The organism is Terricaulis silvestris (genome assembly GCF_009792355.1).
In the GTDB taxonomy this organism is placed as follows: Bacteria; Pseudomonadota; Alphaproteobacteria; order Caulobacterales; family Aquidulcibacteraceae; genus Vitreimonas; species Vitreimonas silvestris.
Genome location: NZ_CP047045.1, coordinates 1,508,554 through 1,530,160, shown reverse-complemented (window position 1 = coordinate 1,530,160; position 21,607 = coordinate 1,508,554). Strand labels below are relative to the sequence as shown.

Below are 21,607 nucleotides of genomic sequence, written 5' to 3'. Positions count from 1 at the left end.
GTCATGCTCCGCATGTGCGGTTCTGTATTCATTGCGTGCGCTCTTGAGCACCGGTCGCGTGGGGCCTATTGCTCCCGTTGGCTGCGATACTGGGCCGGCGTGACCCCTGCCGTCCTTCGAAACGCGCGGACGAAGTTTGATGCCGAGGAAAACCGGCACGCGTCTGCGACCTCGGCGATTGTACCGCCGTCAGCGAGCAGCGACTTGGCCAATTCAAGTCGCTGCATGCCGATGAAACTGCTCGGCGAGCGTCCCGTAGCCGCCTTGAACATCCGCGAAAAATGAAAACGGCTGAGCGATGCCACGGAGGCCAACTGGTCGATTGTGATTTCGCGCGTGAGATTTTCTTCAATGTAGCTGAGCACGCGCTTAAGCCGCCTAGCGGCCAATGCCTTTGCCTTGCGCACGACCTGATACGGCCCGCCGCTCCAAGTCGAATATTTGTTGAGCAAGCGCATCGCGAGAGTGTCAGCGAGCGTCTCCGCCAGGAGATCGCCGCACGACGTCTCATCACGAAGTTCACCGACCAAGGCCAAAGCGACGCCGAAGATGAGCGGATCTTCGAAGCCTGCATCGTACCGGAGTGCGCCGGGTCCAAAATTGCGAGACATGCGCTTGGTGAGCGCCGCGAATGAATCGACCGCAAGATAGATATGCACGATCTCGTCGGCGAAGTTCGAGACGTGTGCAAAATCTTCACGCACGCCCACAGGGACAATTCCCATCGTCCCAGGCCGCGTAACGATACGCTGGCGAATGCCGTGCGCATGTCGGGTTACGACGGTGTCGCCCCGAATACTTACGCCGATCTCGGTGAGCAAAGGCTCATACCCGGCGATCTCACCTGGATCGTGTGATCGAAGCTCAGCGGATATTCCGCGCCAACCGCGACCGACGGACGACTCGATGACGCCCGCAACCTGGTAGCGACCGCGTGAGGGGTGCGTTTCGTTCATGCTCCTCTGGCCTCGACGCCTTCGGGTGGCCACTCCGTGCAGGCCCCTAGTCTACCACAGTCTCTGCATCCGACTACCAGCAGCGCTCGTCTAGGTGAGGGCGCGTTCGCACTGCTTTGCCGGCTTCATCCCATTCCAGCGCTCCCACAACTCTGCTCTGAGCGGCGGACATACGGCGATATCTTCTCCTGGCCTCGCTCCACGACCTCGATCCAAGGTACGTGTTGCGTCGATTGGTTGAACTCACAGCGAAAAACGGACGCACGGGAAAGCGGGGATAGACCCAGCCTCAATCCGGAGGATAGACGCTAACGCCCGCAGGTTGGAGCGCGCGGCTCCGCCGCGCCTAGCACTTCACTTTCAAGCCTTTGCGCCAATGCGCGGCGGAGCCGCGCGCTCCCACTTGCAAATATTTGCGCCGATCTATCCGACCGAATTGACACACGCATACACCGCCCTTGTCCGCACACGGGAGATTTCGAAGAGCTCCGAAACTTTGGAATGTGTGGACACGGTCGGTGGGATTTGTCGGCGGGGAGTGAAACCGTCGAGTCCAAGGTTCGGAAGCCTTGCCCACAGCACCGGCGAATTGGGAATGGAGCTAAGCCCCAAGGCGCATCCTTCGGTGAAGGGTAACGCCGGAAGCGCACCGTGCAGGAGGCGAGCTGGCCATCGTCAGCGTTCAACAACTCCTCGTCCCAGGCCGGGAAAAACGACCGGAAACGGGGGCGCGTGCAACGCGCAGGCTGCAGCAATGCAGCACCCTAGAGACTACTCAGCGCGAACCACGCGCCCCGGCTCCCACTCTTGCGGAGCAAATTCCGAAAACCCGCATCGGCGGCCGCGCCTACGCGTCCAACGCTCCACTGCGCGCCAGCGCACTGAACCACGCATACGATTGCTTCGGCGTGCGCGCACCGGTCGCACGATCCTGCGCAACCAAGCCAAACTTCGAGCGATAACCCTCAGCCCATTCCCAATTGTCGACCAGCGTCCAATGGAAGTAGCCCCCAATATCCGAACCGGCTTCCATCGCACTCTTCACCGCTTCGAGGTGACGGCGCACATAGTCGACGCGGAAATCGTCCTCGAGATCGGCCGGACCATCGCTGAACGGATCGGAGCATCCGTTCTCGGTAATCAGCACGCGCGGATTGCCGTAGTCGCTGCGCAAGCGCACTAGCACTTCATAGAGCCCGCTCGGATCGACGTGCCGGTTGAACGCGTCGCGCTCAACACCTTCTGGCGGATCGCCCGCTTCGATGAAACTTGGCGCGCTCGCGTTGAAGCGCATGTACGACGGCGAATAATAATTCACGCCAAGAAAATCGACCGCCTGACGCGTGATGGCGAGGTCACCTGGTCGCACAACGCTCTCGACCATGTCGGCAGCCGCGCCCGGATAAGAGCCCTTGAACAACGGATCCAAGAACGCGCCGTTCCAAATTTCGTCGAACCCCTTCGCCGCCAGCTCGTTCAGCCACGGCACGACAGCCTTCTGCGGCCGCGATGGCATCAGCGCCATCGTGGTGCCGATGATCAAATCGCTACGCCCCGCGCGCATCGCCTGGATCGCCAACCCTTGCGCCAAATTCTGATGGTGAATCACAGCGCCCAACTGATCCGCATCGCGCAAACCCGGCGCATGCTCGCCAATGACGTGCCCAACAACGGCATGCACCGCCGCTTCATTCAAAACCACAATATGCTTCAACCGATCGCCGAGCGTCTCGCTCACCACCGACGCATAATCGGCGAAGCGCTGCGCCGTGTCGCGCGATGTCCAACCGCCACGTTCTTGCAGCTGCAGCGGCAAGTCCCAATGAAACAAAGTCGCGTACGGCGTGACGCCCCGCGCCAACAGCGCATCGATCAATCGCGAGTAATAGTCGACGCCAGCACGATTGAAGCCATCCCATCCGCCGGGCGTCAGCTGCTGCGCGCTCTCTCCATCCGGCACGGTACGCGGCCACGAAATGGAGAAGCGATAGGCGTTCAGTCCAGCGTCAGCGATCAGCGCCACATCTTCGGCGGCGCGATGATAGCTATCGTTCGCAATCGCCGCGTCCGAGCCATCATGAATGCGCTCGCGCGGAAACACATCCCAGATGCTGCGGCCCCGCCCGTCGGCGTCGAGCGCGCCTTCGATCTGATAAGCCGACGAGGCGACGCCCCAAAGAAAGTCCGCCGGAAACTGCCGCTCACGCGGCGCAGGCATAAAAAGATCGCCGGTACGCGTGCAGCCCGCGAGCGCCACCGCGCCCGCACCCAACGCCAAGTCTCGCCGCGTGACGCCCATCGCACTCCCCCTGTCACCGGCAGCTTAGCCGCCCGCCTCGCAAAGTCGCCTCTCCCCAGGCGCAATTTGTCCTGATAGAGACGATCCCGTGCTGGTGGTTTCATTCATTCTGGCCGCGATAGGCGGCTATCTCCTGGGCTCCGTCCCGTTTGGGCTGGTGCTCGTTCGCGCGGCGGGGCTCGGCGACATTCGCCAGATCGGCTCCGGCAATATCGGCGCGACCAACGTGCTCCGCACCGGCCGCAAGGATCTCGCACTCGCGACGTTGCTACTGGATGCGCTGAAAGCTGGCATCGCGCTTGTGTTGGCGCGCTGGATCGCCGGCGCCGCCGGCGTGCCGGAGACCACCGCGTACCAAATCGGCCTTGTGGCCGGCGCCGCCGCCTTCATCGGCCATTGCTACCCCGTGTGGCTCGGCTTCAAAGGCGGCAAAGGCATCGCAACATTCTTCGGCGTCCTGTTCGCCGGACCATGGCCACTCGGCGTCATCGCCGGCGTGACTTGGCTCGCCGTCGCGACGATCTGGCGTTACTCCTCGCTCGGCTCGCTTTGCGCGGCGCTTGTTGCGCCGATCGCAGCGGCCGTCGCGGGCTTCGGCTGGGAAGAAGTCGCCTTCACCGGCGTACTGGGCCTGCTGATCTTCTGGCGTCACCGCTCCAACATCATGCGCCTGCGCGCGGGGACCGAGCCGCGCATCGGCGACAAGAAAGAAGAACCTCCCGTCGCCACGGCGCCACCCGCGACCGAACCCTCCACGGAAACATGACCCGCACGCTCTCGCGCCCCGAGCGGATCGCTTGGGCGCGGCTGGCGCGCACGCCACGTGTAGGCCCGCTTACGTTTCACCGGCTGATCGCAAAATATCGCACCGCAAGCGCAGCCCTCGAGGCGCTGCCGCGCTTCTCAGATTTGGCGCCGCCGCCTGTCGACCGCATCGAAGCTGAAATCGACAACCTCGAACGCCTCAACGCCCGCCTGATCGCCTCAAGCGAACCCGACTATCCGCCGTTGCTTGCGCAACTCGACGCTCCGCCGCCTCTGCTCGCCGTGCGCGGCGACGCGAAATGGCTGAAGCAGCCCGCCATCGCCATCGTCGGCTCACGCGAAGCGTCGGGTGCCGCGCTGATGTTCGCCGAACGCCTCGCGACCGACCTCGGCGCAGCAGGCTTCACCATCGTGTCGGGCCTGGCGCGCGGCCTGGACGGCGCGGCACACAAAGGCGCGCTGGCGACTGGAACGAGTGCGGTGCTAGCAGGCGGCCTCGATCACCCATACCCGCCGCAGAACTTGAAACTGCACGAAGCCATCTGCGAACGCGGCGTCGTCGTCAGCGAAGCGCCGCTGGGATCGGTGGCGCGGGCGCGCGACTTCCCCCGCCGCAACAGCATCATCTCCGGCCTCTCTCGCGCCGTCGTCATCATCGAAGCAGCATTGCGCTCAGGCTCGTTGATCACCGCACGTGCCGCCGCGGATCAGGGGCGAGACGTGATGGCCGTTCCCGGATCACCACTCGACCCGAGAGCGCGCGGCTCGAATGCGCTCATCAAGCAAGGTGCGACGCTGATTGAAAACGCGGAGGACGTCATCGCCGCGCTCGGTGACGGCGCCCGCCGTTGCGCCCGCTCTCGGCTGGGCCGTTGTTCGAGGAACGCGACTCGCCGCCACCGCCGCCAGGTCTGCCGAAGAAGATCGCCGCGCTGTTATCGCCGACACCGATCCATGTGAACGATCTGGCTCGTCTGGTGGAAGCGCCCATGGGCGCGGTCGCGGCGGCGCTGACGGAATTAGAATTGAGTGGGCGCGCCGCATCGCTGCCTGGAGGCTACGCGGCCTCGTCTGGCGCGGCGTTCCCGCTGGGCGACTGAAGTGCACGCAACTCGGCATCCGCGGCGCGATGAGCCTGCTCCAGGCCACCGGCGACACTGACGAGGCCGGCACGACGCGCCATATGGGCAAGTTCCAGGGACAAATCCCGGACGTATTCGGCGACGTCTCGAACACCTATCTCGTTGCTCTCCGCCATGCGAGTTGCGCTCTCTAGTTGTGTTACGGCCTGATATCAGCCCATGGTTGCTTAATAAAGCGCTCACCGTCTCGCGCCATCAAGCCCTGGATCCGCAAAGGAAAATTAGGTCCCTCGGCGGATAAGGGCTGTCCGGCTGCCCGTCCGGCGCGTTGACTTACGGGGGCGCCACCCCCAGTTTCCGGCCCGTTTTGGCCTCGGCCAAGAACGAAAGACCCTACAAAACATGAACGTCGTCGTCGTCGAATCTCCGGCTAAGGCCAAGACAATCAACAAGTATTTGGGCCCGGACTACAAGGTCCTGGCCTCGTATGGTCATATCCGCGATTTGCCGGCCAAGGACGGCTCGGTAAAGCCGGACGACGATTTCGCCATGGACTGGGAGATCGACCCGAAATCGTCAAAGCGGGTTAAGGAAATTGCCGACGCCATGAAAGGCGCCGACCACCTTATCCTCGCCACCGACCCTGATCGCGAAGGCGAGGCCATTTCCTGGCACGTTTTGGAAGCCCTCAATCAGCGCAAGGCGCTGAAGGGCAAGACGGTCAAACGCGTCACCTTCAACGCGATCACCAAAGCGGCGGTCCAAGCCGCGATGGCCGCGCCGCGCGACATCGACATGGAGCTGGTGGACGCCTACCTCGCCCGCCGCGCGCTCGATTATCTCGTCGGCTTCTCCTTATCCCCTGTGCTGTGGCGCAAGCTGCCGGGCTCCCGTTCGGCTGGCCGGGTGCAATCGGTGGCGCTCCGGATCGTCGTCGACCGCGAAGTCGAGATCGAGAAATTCAAGCCGCAAGAATACTGGTCGGTCGACGCCCAGCTTTCGAGCACGCGCGGCGATATTTTCCCCGCCCGTCTCTCGGCCTTCGAAGGCAAGAAGCTAAAGCGTCTCGACATCGCCACTGAAGCGGTGGCGCATGCTGCACGTGATGCAGTGAAGAAAGGCGGCTTCAAGGTCAGCGCCGTTGAAGCGAAGCCCACCAAGCGCAACCCACCGCCGCCGTTCACGACCTCGACGCTGCAACAGGAAGCGTCCCGGAAGCTCGGCTTCAATGCATCGCGCACGATGCAGACGGCGCAACGCCTCTATGAGGCTGGCCACATCACCTACATGCGTACCGACGGCGTCAGCATGGACGAAGGCGCGATGCGCGAGCTGCGCACCGCGATCGGCAAGCAATTTGGCAATCCGTATGTGCCCGCTGAGCCGCGCAAGTACGTGTCGAAGATCAAGAACGCGCAGGAAGCCCACGAAGCGATCCGGCCAACCGATCCGACCAACACACCACAGCAACTCAGCCTCGATGGCGATCAGGCGAAACTCTACGATCTGGTTTGGAAACGCGCTGTCGCGTCGCAAATGGAATCGGCGTCGATCGAACGCACCAGCATCGATTTCACCGAGCCGACCGGCAAAGTCGAGCTACGCGCCACCGGCCAAGTCATTCTCTTCGACGGCTTTCTGAAGCTCTATCAGGAAGGCCGCGACGACGAGGAAGACGAAGAAAATCGCCGCCTCCCGCAGCTGAAGCAGGGCGAGAGCGTCAACGTCCACGACGTCAAAGCCGATCAGCACTTCACTGAGCCGCCACCGCGCTATTCCGAAGCGAGCCTGGTCAAAAAGCTCGAAGAACTCGGCATCGGCCGGCCGTCCACCTACGCGGCGATCCTCGAGAAACTGCGCGAGCGCAACTATGTGCGCATGGACAAGAACCGCTTCATCGCCGATGACCGCGGCCGCCTCGTCACGGCGTTCCTGGAAAATTTCTTCGCCAAGTACGTCGAGTACGATTTCACCGCCGATCTGGAAGGCAAGCTTGACGAGGTCTCCGCCGGTAGTCTGAAGTGGAAGACGCTGATGCGCGAGTTCTGGACGGATTTCTCCGGCGCCATCACCGACATCAGCGACCTGCGCATCACGCAGGTGCTCGACACGTTGAACGAAGTGCTGGGTCCGCACATCTTTCCACCGAAGGAAGACGGCAGCGATCCACGCGTCTGCCCGCTCTGCAATGTCGGGCAGCTTTCGCTACGCCTCGGCAAGTTCGGCGCGTTCGTTGGCTGCTCGAACTACAATGGCGATCCGCCATGCAAATTCACGCGTCCTCTCGCCGGCAATGGTGATGAAGCACAAAACGCCATTCCATCGGACGGCTTGCCGTTCGGCGACGGCCCGGCCGGCCCGGTCGTGTTGAAGAGCGGCCGCTTCGGGCCGTACTTTGAAACACCAAACCCCGACGATCCCGACAAGCCCAAACGCGCAAGCTTGCCGCGCGGCTGGACCGCTGAGTCAACGACGCCAGAAAAAGCGCTCGCGCTGCTCGCACTGCCGCGCCAAGTCGGCATGCATCCGAGCGAGAACGAAATGGTGCTCGCCGGCGTCGGCCGCTACGGCCCGTACCTGCAGATGGGCAAGATGTACGCGAACCTGCCTTCGATCGAAGACGTGTTCGAGATCCAAATGAACCGCGCGGTCGCGGTGATCGACGAAAAGAAAGCCGGCGGCGGCAAAGGCCGCTTCGGTCGCGCGGCGCCGGCGCCGATCAAGGAACTCGGTGAAAGCCCGGTGACCGGCAAACCGGTGCGCGTGCTCAACGGCCGCTACGGCCCCTACATCAATGACGGCGAAATCAACGCCAACGTTCCCAACGGCACAAAACCGGAGGACGTGACGCTGGATGAAGCGCTGTCGCTCCTCGCGGCGCGTTTAGAGGCCGGCGGCGGAAAGAAGAAGAAAAAGGCGCCCGCTGCGAAGAAAGCGGCGCCGAAGAAGGAAGCTACGGCGCCAAAGAAGGCCGCTGCTCCAAGAAAGGCCGCCGCGAAAAAGGCGCCGGCGAAGAAGGCTGCGAAGAAAGCCTAGTTTCTCAGCCCCACGGCGCCACAAAACCTACATCAACGGCGTGCGCGCGCTTGCGCCACGCCCCTCACCCGCTCGAACAAGGTTCGGTGCGACCTCTCCCCCTCGTGGGCGAGAGATGACAGATTGAGAATATGGCGAAGAATCGACCACCAACGAATGAACCCCTGACCCGCGAGCGCGTGCTTGAGGCGATCCGCAAAGCGGGTGGCAAGGCGCAGAAACGCGACATCGCGCACGACCTGGGCATCGGGCCAGATCAGAAAAAAGAACTCCGCGGCATCCTGCGCGAACTGGAGGAGTCCGGCGCGCTCGGCCGCACCGGGCGCAAAAGTTACGCCGACGCGCACGCGCTGCCGGAATCCGGCGTGATGGATATCGTCGACCGCGATCACGATGGCGAGCTGCTTGCGCGCATGCGCGGACCAGAGGGCCTGTTTGGCCCCACCGTGCGTCTTGCTCCAGGCGAAGCGCGCGGACGCAAAGGCGAACCGGCCGTCGGCGTCGGCGATCGCGTGCTGGCGAAGATCACACGCAACGACGAGGGCGAGCACGAAGCGCGCGTCGTCAAACGCCTTGGCCAAAGTGCGCACCAAGTGCTGGGCGTGTTCCGCGCCATCAAAGACGATCGCGGCCGGCGCTTCGGCGGCGGGCGCGTCGTACCGGCGGATCGCAAGACGCGGCACGACATCCTGGTTGAACCGCAAGACGTCGGCGACGCCAATGAAGGCGATCTGGTGCTGGTCGAACTCCGCATAGGTCAAAACGAACGCGCGCACGGGCCGAAGCGCGGCACGATCAAGGAGATCATCGGCAAAGAGAGCGATCCGCGCGCGGCGTCGATCCTGGCGATGCACACGCATGGCATCATGCCGGGCTTCACGCCGGAGGAGAACGCGCAGGCGGAAGCTGCCCAAAAGCCGACGCTCAAGGGCCGTACCGATCTGCGCAAGCTGCCGCTGATCACGATCGATCCTGAAGATGCGCGGGATCACGACGACGCCGTGTTCGCGCAGCCAGATGATGAGCCGAACAACAAAGGCGGCTGGCGCGTGTGGGTAGCAATCGCGGATGTTGCCGCATACGTGACGACCGGCTCCGCGCTCGATCGCGGCGCGTGGCGGCGTGGCAACTCCACCTATTTCCCCGATCGCGTCGCACCGATGCTGCCGGAATCGCTATCGGCCGATCTGTGCTCGCTGCGTGAAAACGAGGATCGCGCCTGCCTTGCGGTCGAAATGGTGTTCGACAGCGAAGGCCGGAAGAAGAGCCACAAGTTCACGCGCGGGCTGATGCGTTCGGCGGCGAAGCTCTCCTATGAACAGGCGCAAGCGGCGATTGACGGCAAGCCGGATGAGAAAACCGGTCCCCTGCTTGAGCCGATCTTGAAGCCGCTGTGGGCCGCTCACGCCTGCGCGTGGAAGGGCCGTGAGAAGCGCCAGCCGCTCGAGATCGACGCGCCGGAGCACAAGATCATCTTCAAGGACGGCAAGGTCGCCGGCGTGAAGCGGCGCGAGCGCTTCGATGCGCATAAGCTGATCGAAGAATTCATGATCCAGGCAAACGTCTGCGCGGCGGAGACGCTGGAGCAGAAGCAGCGCCCGCAAATCTACCGCATCCACGACAAGCCCAGCGACACGAAGATCGCAGCGATCTCCGACTTCCTGCCGACGGTCGACATGGCGTGGAGCAAGGGCCAGGTCGTCACGGCCGCCCGCTTCAACCGCATTCTGCATCTCGCCGAGCAATCCCCGAACAAGGACATCATCAACGAAGTCGTCCTGCGCACGCAGTCACAAGCTGTGTACGCGCCCGACAATATCGGCCACTTCGGCCTGAACCTGGCGCGTTACTCGCACTTCACCTCGCCAATCCGCCGCTACGCTGACGTCACCATTCACCGCGCGCTGATCCGCGCGCTGAGGTTGGGCGACGATGGCGCCACCGATGCCGAAGAGAAACGCTACGAGGAAACAGCTCAGCACATCAGCGAAACCGAACGCACATCGATGGCGGCCGAACGCGACGCAACCGCGCGCTACATCTCATCGTTCCTGGCCGATCGTATCGGCAACGAGTTCGAGGGACGCGTCACAGGCGTCACGCGCTTTGGCTTGTTCATCCGGCTCGACGAAACCCAGGCTGATGGCCTCGCGCCGATCTCCACGCTCGGCAACGAACGCTGGGTCCATGATGAAACAGCGCATGCACTCGTTGGAGAACAATCGGGCTATCGCTATCCGCTGGGCATGCGGGTTGAAGTGCGCCTGGAGGAAGCGACGCCGATCAGCGGCGGACTTGTGTTTGCGGTCATGACCGATCCGCTGCCGCCGGCGCCAGGCTGGAAGAAATCGCGCCAAAGCAATCAGACGCGCGGGTTCGACCGCGACCGGGGCGGCGGCAAGAAACATCGCGGCAAGAAACGTCGCTGATTGCGGCGGTTATCAAGCTAGAGGGGAACATCATGAGCGTTATCCGATCAATTGCAGCAAGCCTCGTGGTGTTGCTCGCCGCCTGCGGTCAGCCTGCCGCGCCAGCGGCGGCGCCGGCACAAACCGCGACAACGACGAGCGATGAAGCCAAGCCCGATACGGCGACGCCAGCAACAGGCGCGCTTACGCCCGCCATGCTTTTGGGTCGTTGGGGTGACAATGGCGATTGCACCAAGGACGTCGTCTTCAACGCGGATGGCACATTTGCTTCGTACACCGGCGGTGGCGGCACATGGTCGCTCAACGGTGACGTCATGAGCATGACCGGCGCCGAGGGCACGTTTCAGGTGCGCGTCGCCATTGTCGATCGGAACACCTTGATGATCGGCAACGCTGACGGTTCCTACGGTATGTCTCAACGCTGCTGAGGACATGACGGTGGTGTGATCGGAACGGGGCCTGTCGCGCGGCGTTGCCCTCCCGAAGGATCACGCCATGCACAAAGTCATCTCTGCTACACTACTGCTTGCTTCCGCTACCACGGCGGCGTTGGCGCAAGTCGAGCCGTCGCGACCGGCGTTGCCGGCGCCGGAGGCCACTGCGCCATTCGAAGCGCGAGAAGGTTGGTGCCAGGGCTACGCGGCTTGGTACGTGTCGAGCGTGCCGTCGAGGCTGACCAATCCAAGCACCGACGTGCGCGACACGCAGCGCATCGAGAACGAGATCAACTACTGCAAGCTCGATCCGAAGGAGTACGAGCGTCAGACGCGGGCTGAGTTGGCGCAAGAAACCACGCCCGGCTGATCAGCCCTTCTTGAAGGGTGTTGCCTCGGCAAGCGCTTCCACTTCCTCAACGACAGCAGGCGTCTCGGCGCGGAGGTAGTGAGCGATTGCGTCGCGGAGGCCAGGGTGGCCAATCCAGTGCGCGCTGTAGGTGGGCGTCGCTACGTAGCCGCGCGCGAGCTTGTGATCGCCTTGCGCGCCAGCTTCGACGCGCGCCAAACCGAGTTCGATCGCCAGTTCAATCGCCTGGTAATAGCAAAGTTCAAAGTGCAGAAACGGAATCTCCGCGACGCGGCCCCAGTAGCGCCCATAGAGCGCCTCGCCGCCGATCAGATTGAGCGCTGACGCGACGGGACGGCCATCGATGTCAGCAATGAAGAGCACGCACTGATCGGCCATGCGGTTGCCGAGCAGCGCGAAAAATTCGCGGTTGAGATACGGCGAGCCCCATTTCCGCGAGCCTGTATCCATGTAACAGCGGAAGAAGAAATCCCAATCGCGCTCCGTAATCTCCGGCCCGCGCAAGCGACGCACTATGACGCCCTCGCAAGCGCGGGCGCGTTCGCGGCGGATGGTCTTACGCTTCTGAGAGGATAAATCGGCGAGGAAATCCGCAAACGTCGCGTAGCTGCGATTGAACCAGTGATACTGGACTCCGATGCGCGTGAGATAACCGAGCGGCTTCAGCCGTGCGCAAAGCGCCTCGCTTGCGAACGTCGCGTGCACTGACGACGCATCGGCCCGCTGCGCCAGGCCAAGCGCGCCTTGCGCCAGCGCAAGCTCCACGCTCGGCTCACGCGCAAAGATGCGCCGGCCCGGTACTGGCGTAAACGGCACGGCGCATTGAAGCTTCGGGTAATAGCGCCCGCCCGCGCGATGCAGCGCATCGGCCCAAGCGTGGTCGAACACGTATTCGCCGTAGGAATGATCTTTGGCGTAGAGCGGCATGGCGCCGACAAGGGCGCCGCGCGGATCGCGCGCGACGAGGTGCGCCGGTTGCCAACCCTGCTCGGCGCTGGCGCAGCCGCTCTCTTCCAAGGCTTGCAGAAAATCCCAAGAGAGGAACGGATCGTACGGCGCGTCAGACGGGTTCGCCAACGCATCCCATGACACGCGATCAATGTTGGCGAGATCGCCAACCACTGAGATTGTCAGAGCGTCTGACCCGTCCATCGGACGCTATCTAGGGCCGCGCCTGCGGCAAAACCAAGCCCGTCAGGCGATCTCGAACAGCCCATCGACTTCGACTGCGTAGTTCAGCGGCAGGTTGGCCATGCCGACGGCGGAGCGCGCATGGCGGCCGGCGTCGCCGAACACCGACACCATGAGATCGGAGCAACCATTCATCACTTGCGGGATTGGATCGAAGTCCGGCGTGACGTTCACGAAACCGTTGAGCTTCACCACGCGCCTGACGCGATCCAGATCACCACCGCATGCCGCTTTCACTTGCGCCAGCAGGTTCAGGCCACACAGCCGAGCGGCGGCTTGGCCCTGCTCGACTTCGATGGCGTCGCCGAGCTTGCCCTTGATGCCGCCTGCGGCATCGACCGAGACTTGGCCGGAGACGTGGACCACGTTCCCCACGATCACGAACGGCACGTAGGAGGCGACCGGCGCCGGCGGCGTCGGCAGCGTGATGCCCAATTCCCGCAGCCGTGCTTCAACCCCTGCCATCGTTCTGCTCCCTCAAAGTTAGGCCGTTCTACTCATCATCGTGCTGTGCTTTCAATGCCCGTCCGGTCTGCACAGCGTCGCGGCCGAACTTGCCGCGGGCTTTCGCGATAGCGCCCTCAACCGCGGCGCGCTTCGGGGTCTCGGTGTCGAGCATGTCGCCTTTGTCGGCGCCGCCGGCATCGCTGAAGTCTGAGAGGCCGACGCCGATCAGGCGATACTTGGTGCGCCCATTAGCGTCGCCAGCAAGCAGCTCGCGCGCAGCGGCGAAAATGCGGGAAGCCAGCAGCGTAGGCTCCGGCAGCTGACGTCGGCGGGTGATGATCTTGAACTTGGTGTCCTTGAGCTTCAGCGTCAGCGTGAGCCCCGCCGTCTCGCTGGCGCGGCACCGTGTGGCGACCTTCTCGCACAACGGCCACAGAATATCTTCGAGCGCCTCGAGATCGCTGATGTCCTCGAAGAACGTCGTCTCCGCCGAGATGCTCTTGCGTTCGCCATCTGGATCGACTTTGCGCGGATCGTCAGCCATCGAGAGCGAGAACAGCTGCGCGCCCCAATCACCATAGAGCGCGCGCATACGCTGTGGGCCGACGGTGCGGATGTCGCCGATCTTCTTCAGACCATTGCGTTCGAGCGCCGTGGCGCCCGCCGGACCGACGCCTGGCAGAGTGCTGACTGAGCGTGACTCAAGGAAGGTCAGCGCCTCGGCGCGGCCGATGACGGAGAACCCGCGCGGCTTGTCGAGATCGCTCGCGGTCTTGGCCAGGAATTTGTTGAAACTCAGGCCGATCGAAACGGTGAGGCGGCGCTCGTCCCAGATCTTGTTTTGCAGCTTGATGAGCGACTGCGCCGGAGAGCCGCCATGCAGCGCTTCGGTGCCTGTCAGGTCCATGAACGCCTCGTCGATGGAGAGCGGCTGCACTTGGGGCGTCAGGTCTTCCATCAAGTGTCGGATGAGACGGCCCTCTTCGACGTATTTGCTCATGTCGCCGTGCACGACCTTGGCTTGCGGGCAGAGCTGAAGCGCCTTGAACATCGGCATGGCAGAGCGAACGCCGTACGCGCGCGCGACATAGCAGCAGGTGGAGACGACACCGCGCTTGCCGCCACCGACGATTACAGGAAATGGTTGCAAACTCGGATCGTCGCGCTTTTCGATCGAAGCGTAGAACGCGTCACAATCGAGGTGCGCGATTGAGAGCGTGTTCAGCTCAGCATGCTCAAGCGGTTGCTCTTCACCGCACACACAGAGTGATGTTGCGGTTGGTCGAGCGCAGGCGCGGCAAAGGATCACTGCGCTCCCCCTCTCCCTTGCGGAGAGGGGGTCAGGGGGTGAGAGGCGTTCAGACGATCAGGCGCCTGCGTGTTGGAACGCCCCTCACCCCGGTCGCTACGCGACCGACCCTCTCCGCGAGGGAGAGGGTTGCGGTTTGTGCTTCTCACGCCGCCTCCTCGGCCGTGAACAGCCAAGCGGCGCCGCGTACGCCGGAGCTATCGCCGTGCTTGTTCTGCACGAGCCTCGTATGCAGCACGTCGGAGAAGATGTGCGCCAGCAGTTTGCCGCGGATGCTGGGATACAAGCTTTCCACGTTCGACACGCCGCCGCCGAACACGATCACGTCTGGGTCAAGAATATCGATTACGACGGCGAGGCTGCGCGAAATGCGATCCGCCAGCAGATCAAGCATGACCCGCGCTTTGGGATCGCCAGCTTGCGCTGCCTTGTCGGCGTCACCCGCGCTCATGCCGGCCCAGCGTTTGAACCCGGTGCCGGAAATCCATTGTTCGAGGCAACCCCAGCGCCCGCACCAATCGCGCACCGGCTTCTCGTCCTCGCGCGGCCAGGGCAGCGGCGTGTGTCCCCATTCGCCGCCGATGGCGTTCGCGCCCGTCACGACCTTGCGATCAACGACCACGCCGCCGCCGCAACCCGTGCCAATGATGACCCCGAACACCACGCGTCCGCCCGCCGCCGCACCGTCCACCGCCTCCGAGAGCGCGAAGCAATTGGCGTCGTTCTCGACGCGCACCGGGCGTCCGAGCGCGACCTTCAGGTCCTCTAAGAACGGCTTGCCGTTCATCCACACAGAGTTCGCATTGCGGATCATTCCAGTCTTTGGAGAGAGAGATCCGGGAAGCGCTACGCCAACCGTGTCGGCACGGGCGCCCGCTGCTTGTTCGATTCGCGCGGTCAGATCGGCCAGCGCACGCACGGCGCTATGATAATCCCCAGGATTGGGGACACGCTGGCGCACTAGAATTTCTCCCTTTGAATCAAGCAGCGCGCCTTCGATCTTGGTGCCGCCAAAGTCCACGCCGAGGCGCATTTTCATTCCTTAAGAGGTTCTTAACGAGAGGAGCGAGATTGCTGGTGTTGCGATGGGTTGTTAAGGCCCTGACGCTATAAGGGCGCAAGAATGTGCGTCCGAATGGGCGCCGGGGTCGCGAAAGCGAAGCGGGTAATGGCCAAGACCGTTCTCATCGTCGAAGACAGCGAACTCAATATGAGGCTGTTCAACGACCTGTTGGAGGCGTTTGGCTACCGCACGGTAAAAACCCGCGACGGCCGCCAGGCGCTCCCTCTCGCCCGCGAGCACAGGCCCGACCTCATTGTCATGGATATCCAGCTGCCGGAAATCTCCGGCCTGGAAATCACCGATCGCCTCAAGAAAGACCCTGCGCTGAAATCGATCCCGGTGGTCGCCGTCACCGCCTTCGCGATGCGCGGCGACGAGCAGAAGATCATGGCCGCCGGCTGCGACGCTTATTTGTCGAAGCCGATCTCGGTGACGACCTTTCTGGAAACCATCCGCAAGTTTATCGGATGAGGAGGCACGCTTGAGCGCGCGTATCCTCGTCGTCGATGATCTCGAAGCCAACCGCCGTCTGCTCGAGGCGAAATTGGGCGCGGACTATTACGACGTGCTGACGGCTCAGCGCGGCGAAGAAGCGGTGCAGCTGGCCAAGCGCGAGAAGCCCGATCTCATTTTGCTCGACGTCATGATGCCAGGCGGCATCGACGGCTACGAAGCTTGCCGCCGGCTGAAGTCGATGCCGGAAACACGGCACATCCCTATTATCATCCTCACGACGCTCGATGATCGCGAGAACCGGTTGCGCGGGCTGCAAGCCGGCGCGGAAGAGTTCCTGACGAAGCCGATTGATGACGTGCAGCTGATAGCGCGGGTGAAAAGTCTGCTCGCCCTCAAAGTGGTGATCGACGAACTCCGCGCGCGCGAGGCCAGCGGCAAGCGCATGGGCGTGATCGGCGAAGACGCGCGCGATCCGCTGGAGCAGCACCGCCTGACCGCTGGCAATGTGCTCGTGGTCGATGACAACGCTTCTCAGGTCAAACGCATCAAGGCGGCGCTCGAAGTCGAGCATCGCGTCTGCATGCTAGGCGAGGCCGACGCGGCTGAAGCGCCCGATCTCTGCGTGGTTTCGGTCACCGCCAAGAGCTTCGACGGCTTCCGTATTATCGCGCGGATGCGCTCAGGCGAAGCGACCAGGCACCTGCCGATCCTGGCCGTCGTCGATCCCGATGATCGCCAGCGCCTAGTCCGCGCGCTGGAGCTTGGCGCCCACGACATCATCGCGCGCCCAATCGACGAAGAAGAAATCCAAGCGCGCGCGCGCACGCTGATGCGCCGCAAGCGCTACATGGACGCACTTCGCTCACGGCTTGACCAGAGCTTTGAACTCGCGATCACCGACCAGCTCACCGGGCTTTACAACCGCCGCTTCCTGTTTGGGCAGCTCGCGCCCTTGGTGCAGCGTTCACAGTGCGGCGGCGAAGCGGTGTCGGTGATGACAATCGACATCGATCACTTCAAGCGGTTGAACGACACCTATGGTCACGATGCCGGCGATGCTGTGTTGCGCGATTTCGCGGTGCGGCTTGGCTCCAATACGCGGCCATCGGATTTCGCGTGCCGAATGGGAGGCGAAGAGTTCGTGGTGATCATGCCGCGAACATCCGGCGACATCGCTTGTCTCGCGGCGGAACGTCTGCGGCGCTCAGTATGTGCCTCGCCCTTTATGGTGCCGGGTGTGGCCCATGCGATCGACGTTACGGTCTCAATCGGCGTCGCTGCCGCGACCAACAGCGATGACAGCGTCGAAACACTGCTGAAGCGCGCCGATGAAGCGCTCTACGAAGCCAAGCGCACCGGTCGCAATCGCGTGATCGGCAAGGCATTCGATCACGGCGAGTTGAACACCGCACGCGTGGTTCGCTAGCACCTCACGCATTCGTACGAGGAAATCCGCGTCGCGTCGCAAAGGCGTTGCGCGAGCGCGTTCGTCGGCGCGTGCTTGGCGCGGGAGATCTCCATGCTCAAAACTCTCGCTGCATTTGTCTTGCTGACCGCTTGCGCTCATGCACAGCAAGCCCCGCCGCAAATGCCGACTTGCGCGGCCGCGGAGCACCGTGCGTTCGATTTCTGGATTGGTGAATGGGACGCCTATGTCGCCGGCACTGAAAATCTCGCCGGCCGAAGCTCGATCCGCAGCGAGAATGCCGGCTGCGTGATCACCGAACACTGGACCAGCGCACGCAGCGCTTACACCGGCCAAAGCATAAACATCTACGATCGCGTCACCGGCCAGTGGAACCAGTTCTACGCGGACTCCACCGGCGAGGTGACGCGCTTTGTCGGCGCGCCGTACCAAGGCGGGATGCGGCTCGTCGATCCCGCGAATATCTCGGCCGGTCAGGACGGTCCGCGGCAAACCCGAATGACCTTCACGCCCAGCGCGGACGGCACGGTGCGTCAGCATGGCGAAACCTCCACCGACGGCGCGACGTGGACGACCGACTACGACTTTATCTATCGGCGCCGGGCTTCGTAACACTCACGGCCCAGGGTCGAGCGTCCACGTGTAAACGCCCCATCGTTCGGAGTGCATTTGTACGAAGTACTGAAGCGCTTGGCGTGAGTCGCAGGACGTGTGCCCAACGCTCCAGAACTCGTACGGACCGGGATACTGCACACAGAGCGGGAAATCGCCGTTCCAGTGCCGCGCGCCGTCGCCTTCCACTTCGGCATAGCCGTAGAAGTAGCCGTTGCTGGTGGTCGCAATGTCCTGGCACGACCGAGACGGCACCGCGAACCAGCCTTCGTTGAAGAACTGATCGCTTCCGACGGGCTGGTACGAAAGGGCGATGCGGGCGTTGTCGTTGGCGTTGTTGCAGACCCGGATGGCGATCTGTTCACCGCCCGTGGTGGGGCCTTTCTGGGCCAGGGCGGTCGGAACCGGTCCGAACGTCAACACCAGCGACGCCGCCAAAGCCGCCAGAAATCTCAAGCTCATCAACGGCCCTCCATCCTCGCCCCGGCAAGAAAACCCACGCGGCGGCGCTCGTCAATTGGCGCCCCTTCGCATGTTAAGCCGCCTCGCCTATGTTATGAGGATCCCAAAATTGGAGTGGGCATGAGTTACGCCGAGGCCGAAGCTTACGACCGCGCTGGCCAGATCAAGATCCACGACCCGAAGGTCGCTTTTCCGGGCATGGCTGCGGCCGGCCGGCTCGCGGCGCGATGCCTCGACATGCTCGTGGCCGAGACGAAGGAAGGCGTGACCACCGGGCGTCTCGATGACCTCGCGCGGCAATTCGTCTTCGACAACGGCGCGCTGCCGGCGTGCGTGTTCTACCGCGGCTACCGCCACACGATCTGTACGTCGCTCAACCACACCGTCTGCCACGGCATCCCGGGCGATCGGATGTTGAAGGACGGCGACATCGTCAACATCGACGTCACCGTGATCCTCGATGGCTGGCACGGCGATACGAGCCGCATGTACGGCATCGGCGAAGTCGCGCGCAAAGCCGAGCGGCTGATGGACGTGACGTACGAAGCGATGATGCGCGGCATCAATGCTGTGAAGCCTGGTGCGACTTTGGGCGATCTTGGCCATGCGATTCAAAGCTACGCTGAGGGTGAGCGCACGGCCGTGGTGCGCGAGTTCTGTGGCCATGGCTTGGGCAAAGTCTTTCACGACGCGCCGAACATCCTCCACTTCGGCAAGCCCGGTCAGGGCGCAGTGCTGAAGCCGGGTATGATCTTCACCGTTGAGCCGATGCTCAATCTGGGGTCACCGTCGGTGAAGGTGCTGGGCGATGGCTGGACGGCAGTGACCAAGGACAAATCGCTGTCTGCGCAATACGAACACTCAGTCGGCGTGACCGAAGCAGGCGTCGAGATCTTCACAAAATCACCGGCTGGTTTGGATCAGCCGCATGCCATCAAGGCGGCGTGACGGCGATGGCGGGGGGCTCGCGCAAATCACGCGACGCCGCCGTGCCGCATGTCGAAGACAGCGAACTTTTCCCGTTCAAGCGCGATGCGACGCCGCCGATCGTGGTCGCTCGGCCTGATCCGCCAACAATCCACAAGGATCGGCCGCACTACCTTCAGCACCGCGAACGCCTCCGCAAAAAATTCGACGAGGCTGGCCCCGCTGCGCTTGCCGATTACGAGTTGCTGGAGATGGCGCTCTTCCGAACCATTCCGCGCCAAGACACTAAGCCCTTGGCGAAAGCACTGCTCGCGAAGTTTGGAACGCTGGCGGCTGTGTTCGCCGCGCCGGTGCAGCGCATTGCCGAGGTGAAGGGCGCCGGCCCTGCCGTCGCGCAGGACTTGAAGCTCGTGCAGGCGTTGCTCGAATGCGCGGCGAAGGGCGAGTTGAAGCAGCGCACTGTCATCAGCTCATGGTCACAGCTGGTGAACTATTGCCGCATGAGCATGGCGCACGAACCGCGCGAACGGTTCCGCGTGCTCTTTCTCGACGCCAAGAACCAGCTGATCGCCGATGAGGTGATGAACGAGGGCACCGTCGATCACGCGCCGGTCTATCCGCGCGAGGTGGCGCGGCGGGCGCTGGAGCTTTCGGCGGCGGCGGTCATCCTAGTGCACAATCATCCCTCCGGAGACCCGAAGCCCTCCACCGCCGATCTTGCGATCACACGCGAGATAGTGGCCGCCGCAGAGGCGATAAGCGTCAAAGTGCACGATCACCTCGTGATCGGCCGCAACGGGGTCGAGAGCTTCAAGAGCCTTGGCCTGCTCTGATTGAACCTGACGGCGCCATCGCGCCACGGCAGCAAGCGTTCAGGTTCGGCGCCCGCGAGAGCGTTTGACCGCGCCGTCCCCGCCCGCCACAACATCCGCAACGATAAGCGGGAGGACGCATGACCGACGCACCAGCGGCGGCCTTTCAGGGCTACGGCACCAAGAGCTATCGCGCCTACGTGCTGGGCGTCTTCGTCGTTATCTACACCTTCAACTTCATCGATCGCCAGCTCATCGGGATCGTGCAGGAAGCGATCCGCGAAGACTTCGGCGTTTCCAACTTCTATCTCGGTCTGCTTGGCGGGCCTGTCTTCGCCGTCCTCTACACGACGCTCGGCATCCCGATCGCGCGCCTCGCCGAACGCGCCAACCGCATCACCATCGTCTCGATCGGCGCGTTCCTGTGGAGCCTGATGACGGCAGCCTGCGGCTTTGCCGGCAATTTCGTGCAGCTCGCGATTTTCCGCCTGGGAGTGGGCATCGGCGAAGCGGCGTGCGTACCGCCTTCACAATCCGTGATTGCCGACTACTTCCCAGCCAGCCGCCGCGCTTCGGCGCTGGCGATCTTCTCTCTCGGCATTCCGCTTGGCAGCGCGCTGGCCTATCTTGGCGGCGGCTGGTTGGTGTCCAATTTCGACTGGCGCACCGCCTTTTGGATCCTCGGCGCTCCAGGGATCATTGCTGCCCTGCTTCTCAAATTCACTGTCAAAGAACCTCCGCGCTCCGGCACGCAGATCAAGCCACCAACTTTCGGCGAGACACTACGCGCGCTTTCTAAGAAGGCATCTTTTTGGCACGTCGCCTTTGGCGGCGCGCTTATCAGCTTCGTGGGCTATGGCAGCGCGCAATTCTTGGTGTCGCACCTTGTGCGCAACTACGAATTGGGCGCCACGCCAGCACTGGAAATCGCCCACGCGTCCTATGCGATGGGCGCGGTCGCCGGCCTCTCGACCGCGCTTGGCACATTCTTCGGCGGCTATCTTGCCGACCGCCTCGCACCCAGGCATCCGCGGGTAAATTCATGGCTGCCTGCGCTAGGGGTCGGCATCGCCATTCCGCTTTACGTTCTCTCGTTCCTGCAAACCCAGTTCATCTGGGCGTTTGCATTCCTCATGCTCGCGCCGATTTTCCACTATCTTTATCTTGGCTCCATGTATGCCGTGTCGATGGGCGTCTCGACGCCGCTGCAGCGCGCCACCTCCATCGCTATCTTGATCCTCATCGTAAACCTGATCGGCCTTGGCCTCGGCCCGCCCTTCGTCGGCGCCGCCAACGACTTCTTCGCCTCCCAGATCCTGTCCGACACCAGCACGCTGACGCTTGCGCAATGCGATCCACGAACCGTGGCGCCCGAGAACGCCGCCGCTTGCGCCAGCGCCCAGGGCCTCGGTCTAAAATACGCGCTCGGCGCGACGATCTTCTTCCTCGGCTGGGCGGCGCTGCACTTCCTGCTCGCGGGCCGTACGCTGGTGAAGGACCGCATCAGCTGACAAGCGCGGCGGGACGGGTA

At 63.2% G+C, this 21,607-nt stretch carries 21 protein-coding genes; 14 read left to right on the top strand and 7 right to left on the bottom strand.

Translation table 11 applies throughout. From position 1 onward, the window contains the following. Nucleotides 1–65: 65 nt before the first annotated feature. Both DSM104635_RS07735 and DSM104635_RS07730 read right to left on the bottom strand, forming a co-directional pair. Nucleotides 66–956, bottom strand: coding sequence for an AraC family transcriptional regulator (locus DSM104635_RS07735; protein WP_158765650.1), 891 nt, complete (start codon nt 954–956; stop codon nt 66–68). Between the two features lie 847 nt (nt 957–1,803). Further along, nucleotides 1,804–3,255 carry a glycoside hydrolase family 1 protein gene (locus DSM104635_RS07730; protein ID WP_158765649.1) on the bottom strand — a complete coding sequence of 484 codons (1,452 nt, stop codon included), beginning with the start codon at nt 3,253–3,255 and terminating at the stop codon, nt 1,804–1,806. Nucleotides 3,256–3,343: 88 nt separating this feature from the next. On the opposite strand from DSM104635_RS07730, the gene plsY reads away from it, so the two are divergent. From plsY to DSM104635_RS07695, 8 genes are all read left to right on the top strand, one after another. Next, nucleotides 3,344–4,021, top strand: a complete 678-nt coding sequence (gene plsY / locus DSM104635_RS07725) for a glycerol-3-phosphate 1-O-acyltransferase PlsY (RefSeq protein ID WP_158765648.1) — start codon at nt 3,344–3,346, stop codon at nt 4,019–4,021. Beyond that, nucleotides 4,018–4,980: a DNA-processing protein DprA gene (dprA, locus tag DSM104635_RS07720; RefSeq protein WP_228445947.1), complete on the top strand. Its 963-nt coding sequence runs from the start codon at nt 4,018–4,020 to the stop codon at nt 4,978–4,980. The genes plsY and dprA overlap by 4 nt, the downstream gene beginning before the upstream one ends. Beyond that, on the top strand, nt 4,869–5,120 hold the full coding sequence (locus tag DSM104635_RS19880; protein WP_323368353.1) for a DprA-like winged helix domain-containing protein: 252 nt from the start codon (nt 4,869–4,871) through the stop codon (nt 5,118–5,120). Before dprA ends, DSM104635_RS19880 begins: the two co-directional genes overlap by 112 nt. Before the next feature lie 29 nt (nt 5,121–5,149). After that, the gene (locus DSM104635_RS07715) at nt 5,150–5,296 is read left to right on the top strand and encodes a hypothetical protein (protein WP_158765647.1); all 147 of its coding nucleotides are present in this window, start codon (nt 5,150–5,152) and stop codon (nt 5,294–5,296) included. A gap of 208 nt (nt 5,297–5,504) precedes the next feature. Then, complete coding sequence (gene topA / locus DSM104635_RS07710) at nt 5,505–8,138, top strand: type I DNA topoisomerase (RefSeq protein ID WP_158765646.1); 2,634 nt, start codon at nt 5,505–5,507, stop codon at nt 8,136–8,138. A 131-nt stretch (nt 8,139–8,269) separates the two neighbouring features. After that, the gene (gene rnr / locus DSM104635_RS07705; protein WP_158765645.1) at nt 8,270–10,567 is read left to right on the top strand and encodes a ribonuclease R; all 2,298 of its coding nucleotides are present in this window, start codon (nt 8,270–8,272) and stop codon (nt 10,565–10,567) included. Nucleotides 10,568–10,599: 32 nt separating this feature from the next. Continuing rightward, entirely contained in the window at nt 10,600–10,995 is a 396-nt protein-coding gene (locus tag DSM104635_RS07700) for a hypothetical protein (RefSeq protein ID WP_158765644.1), read from the top strand. A 67-nt stretch (nt 10,996–11,062) separates the two neighbouring features. Further along, nucleotides 11,063–11,371 carry a hypothetical protein gene (locus DSM104635_RS07695; protein WP_158765643.1) on the top strand — a complete coding sequence of 103 codons (309 nt, stop codon included), beginning with the start codon at nt 11,063–11,065 and terminating at the stop codon, nt 11,369–11,371. On the opposite strand, the gene DSM104635_RS07690 is transcribed toward DSM104635_RS07695, so the two are convergent. The 4 genes from DSM104635_RS07690 to DSM104635_RS07675 all read right to left on the bottom strand — a co-directional run bounded on the left by DSM104635_RS07690 (nt 11,372) and on the right by DSM104635_RS07675 (nt 15,351). Continuing rightward, complete coding sequence (locus tag DSM104635_RS07690) at nt 11,372–12,523, bottom strand: GNAT family N-acetyltransferase (protein ID WP_158765642.1); 1,152 nt, start codon at nt 12,521–12,523, stop codon at nt 11,372–11,374. A gap of 42 nt (nt 12,524–12,565) precedes the next feature. Next, complete coding sequence (locus tag DSM104635_RS07685; RefSeq protein ID WP_158765641.1) at nt 12,566–13,027, bottom strand: RidA family protein; 462 nt, start codon at nt 13,025–13,027, stop codon at nt 12,566–12,568. Nucleotides 13,028–13,055: 28 nt separating this feature from the next. Beyond that, a complete protein-coding gene (locus DSM104635_RS07680; RefSeq protein WP_228445943.1) occupies nt 13,056–14,318 on the bottom strand; it encodes a DNA polymerase IV in 1,263 nt (420 codons plus the stop codon). Between the two features lie 145 nt (nt 14,319–14,463). After that, the gene (locus DSM104635_RS07675; protein ID WP_158765640.1) at nt 14,464–15,351 is read right to left on the bottom strand and encodes an ROK family protein; all 888 of its coding nucleotides are present in this window, start codon (nt 15,349–15,351) and stop codon (nt 14,464–14,466) included. Nucleotides 15,352–15,486: 135 nt separating this feature from the next. Here DSM104635_RS07675 and DSM104635_RS07670 point away from each other — a divergent pair, with 135 nt between their 5' ends. The 3 genes from DSM104635_RS07670 (at nt 15,487) to DSM104635_RS07660 (ending at nt 17,875) form a co-directional block, all read left to right on the top strand. After that, nucleotides 15,487–15,852, top strand: a complete 366-nt coding sequence (locus DSM104635_RS07670; protein WP_158768034.1) for a response regulator — start codon at nt 15,487–15,489, stop codon at nt 15,850–15,852. A gap of 10 nt (nt 15,853–15,862) precedes the next feature. Then, nucleotides 15,863–17,263 (top strand): PleD family two-component system response regulator, encoded by a 1,401-nt coding sequence (locus tag DSM104635_RS07665; protein ID WP_158765639.1) that lies wholly within the window; start codon nt 15,863–15,865, stop codon nt 17,261–17,263. A gap of 93 nt (nt 17,264–17,356) precedes the next feature. Further along, nucleotides 17,357–17,875, top strand: coding sequence for a hypothetical protein (locus tag DSM104635_RS07660; RefSeq protein ID WP_158765638.1), 519 nt, complete (start codon nt 17,357–17,359; stop codon nt 17,873–17,875). Nucleotides 17,876–17,878: 3 nt separating this feature from the next. On the opposite strand, the gene DSM104635_RS07655 is transcribed toward DSM104635_RS07660, so the two are convergent. Continuing rightward, entirely contained in the window at nt 17,879–18,337 is a 459-nt protein-coding gene (locus DSM104635_RS07655; protein ID WP_158765637.1) for a DUF1036 domain-containing protein, read from the bottom strand. 120 nt (nt 18,338–18,457) lie between these two features. Between DSM104635_RS07655 and map the strand changes: the two genes are divergently transcribed. From map to DSM104635_RS07640, 3 genes are all read left to right on the top strand, one after another. Then, the gene (map, locus tag DSM104635_RS07650) at nt 18,458–19,285 is read left to right on the top strand and encodes a type I methionyl aminopeptidase (RefSeq protein WP_158765636.1); all 828 of its coding nucleotides are present in this window, start codon (nt 18,458–18,460) and stop codon (nt 19,283–19,285) included. A 5-nt stretch (nt 19,286–19,290) separates the two neighbouring features. After that, on the top strand, nt 19,291–20,097 hold the full coding sequence (gene radC, locus DSM104635_RS07645; RefSeq protein WP_158765635.1) for a RadC family protein: 807 nt from the start codon (nt 19,291–19,293) through the stop codon (nt 20,095–20,097). Nucleotides 20,098–20,216: 119 nt separating this feature from the next. Beyond that, nucleotides 20,217–21,587, top strand: coding sequence for a spinster family MFS transporter (locus DSM104635_RS07640; RefSeq protein ID WP_158765634.1), 1,371 nt, complete (start codon nt 20,217–20,219; stop codon nt 21,585–21,587). Nucleotides 21,588–21,607 lie beyond the last annotated feature (20 nt).

Excerpts from the sequence above, each read along its gene's own strand:
- DSM104635_RS07660 (WP_158765638.1), top strand. The coding sequence starts at position 17,357 with ATGCTCAAAACTCTCGCTGCATTTGTCTTGCTGACCGCTTGCGCTCAT.
- DSM104635_RS07730 (WP_158765649.1), bottom strand. The coding sequence starts at position 3,255 with ATGGGCGTCACGCGGCGAGACTTGGCGTTGGGTGCGGGCGCGGTGGCG.
- DSM104635_RS07640 (WP_158765634.1), top strand. The coding sequence starts at position 20,217 with ATGACCGACGCACCAGCGGCGGCCTTTCAGGGCTACGGCACCAAGAGC.
- topA (WP_158765646.1), top strand. The coding sequence starts at position 5,505 with ATGAACGTCGTCGTCGTCGAATCTCCGGCTAAGGCCAAGACAATCAAC.
- DSM104635_RS07700 (WP_158765644.1), top strand. The coding sequence starts at position 10,600 with ATGAGCGTTATCCGATCAATTGCAGCAAGCCTCGTGGTGTTGCTCGCC.
- rnr (WP_158765645.1), top strand. The coding sequence starts at position 8,270 with ATGGCGAAGAATCGACCACCAACGAATGAACCCCTGACCCGCGAGCGC.
- DSM104635_RS07690 (WP_158765642.1), bottom strand. The coding sequence starts at position 12,523 with ATGGACGGGTCAGACGCTCTGACAATCTCAGTGGTTGGCGATCTCGCC.
- DSM104635_RS07685 (WP_158765641.1), bottom strand. The coding sequence starts at position 13,027 with ATGGCAGGGGTTGAAGCACGGCTGCGGGAATTGGGCATCACGCTGCCG.
- DSM104635_RS07655 (WP_158765637.1), bottom strand. The coding sequence starts at position 18,337 with ATGAGCTTGAGATTTCTGGCGGCTTTGGCGGCGTCGCTGGTGTTGACG.
- DSM104635_RS07735 (WP_158765650.1), bottom strand. The coding sequence starts at position 956 with ATGAACGAAACGCACCCCTCACGCGGTCGCTACCAGGTTGCGGGCGTC.
- DSM104635_RS07675 (WP_158765640.1), bottom strand. The coding sequence starts at position 15,351 with ATGCGCCTCGGCGTGGACTTTGGCGGCACCAAGATCGAAGGCGCGCTG.
- DSM104635_RS07695 (WP_158765643.1), top strand. The coding sequence starts at position 11,063 with ATGCACAAAGTCATCTCTGCTACACTACTGCTTGCTTCCGCTACCACG.
- DSM104635_RS07715 (WP_158765647.1), top strand. The coding sequence starts at position 5,150 with ATGAGCCTGCTCCAGGCCACCGGCGACACTGACGAGGCCGGCACGACG.
- dprA (WP_228445947.1), top strand. The coding sequence starts at position 4,018 with ATGACCCGCACGCTCTCGCGCCCCGAGCGGATCGCTTGGGCGCGGCTG.
- radC (WP_158765635.1), top strand. The coding sequence starts at position 19,291 with ATGGCGGGGGGCTCGCGCAAATCACGCGACGCCGCCGTGCCGCATGTC.
- DSM104635_RS07670 (WP_158768034.1), top strand. The coding sequence starts at position 15,487 with ATGGCCAAGACCGTTCTCATCGTCGAAGACAGCGAACTCAATATGAGG.
- map (WP_158765636.1), top strand. The coding sequence starts at position 18,458 with ATGAGTTACGCCGAGGCCGAAGCTTACGACCGCGCTGGCCAGATCAAG.